Genomic DNA, 1220 nt, shown 5'->3' with positions numbered 1-1220 from the left:
CCTGATACTCTGACCCCGCTCTCCTTGCACCCAAGAGAGCCCGCTGAGTGACCCCGACACTCCCCCTGGGATGGCATCCCGGCATAAAGACTGGGGCACACGGCGGATTCGACGCTGTAGCTCGTACGGTGTCTTGAGGCGCTGCCAGCCAAGGCTGGCGGCGACCTCGCGTATCAGGATGCGCAAGTCGAATGCGGTGCGTTTGACAGGAGATCACCATGTCTTCATCCACGGTGGGCATTGATGTCAGCAAGGCCAAGCTCGATGTCGCTCTGTTGAGCGAGCAGGCCAAATACAAATCCAAAGTGTTTGCCAACACCCCCGCAGGCCACACGGCCCTGTGGCAGTGGCTGCAGGTCCACGCGCCCGACGCTGCGATGGGCGTGCACGTGTGCATGGAAGCCACCGGTTCGTACCACGAACCCTTGGCGCTGTACCTGCACGATCTGGGTGTTCAGGTGTCGGTGGTCAACCCCATGCGGGTCAAGCGCTTCATCGAGATGCAGGGCTCGCGCAACAAGACCGACAGCAGCGACGCCAAAAGCCTGGCGCTCTTTTGCCAGACGATGCACCCCGAGCGCTGGGAGGCTCCCTCGGTGGGTGTGCGCACGCTGCAGGCGCTGGTGGCGCGCCTGGACGCCCTGCAGGAGATGCGCCTGAGCGAGAGCAACCGCCTGGCGGTGGCCCACGCGGCGGTGCAGCCCTCGCTGCACGAGGTGCTGGCCACGCTGGATCGCGCCATCGCAGACGTCAAGGCGCAGATCCGCCAGACCATCGACGACGACCCGGATCTGCACCAGCGAAGTGAGCTGCTGCAGACCATACCCGGTCTGGGTGAGCGCACCATCCCTCAGTTGCTGGCCTACATCGGGCGGCCCGAGCGCTTCAAGAACGTCAAGGCATTGATCGCCTACGCCAGCCTCTCGCCCATGATCCGCCAGTCCGGCACCTCGCTGAACAAGCACCGAGGCACCCATGCGCAGGGGCATCGCCAGCTCAAGCACGCGCTGTACTTCCCGGCGATGGTGGCGGGAAAGTACAACCCGGCCATTGCGGCCTTCTGGCAGCGCCTGAAGGCGCAGAACAAGCCGGGCATGGTGATCGTGGTGGCTTGCATGCACAAGCTGCTGGCCATCGTCTACGGCGTGCTGAAGTCCAGAACGCCCTTTGATGCCAGCCGGTTTGCGCATGACACCGTTTGACAAACAGAACGGTGTCTT

1 protein-coding gene is annotated in these 1220 nt (G+C 63.8%); it reads left to right on the top strand.

Going from position 1 to position 1220, the window contains the following annotated elements; all coding sequences use genetic code 11:
- Positions 1-218: 218 nt before the first annotated feature.
- Positions 219-1202: an IS110 family transposase gene (locus Q1W68_RS15660; RefSeq protein WP_300662123.1), complete on the top strand. Its 984-nt coding sequence runs from the start codon at positions 219-221 to the stop codon at positions 1200-1202.
- Positions 1203-1220: the final 18 nt, after the last annotated feature.

This window comes from Hydrogenophaga sp. (genome assembly GCF_030158645.1).
GTDB lineage: Bacteria > Pseudomonadota > Gammaproteobacteria > Burkholderiales > Burkholderiaceae_C > Hydrogenophaga.
Note: the sequence above shows the minus strand (reverse complement) of the source record. Positions and strands in the feature narration are given on the sequence as shown.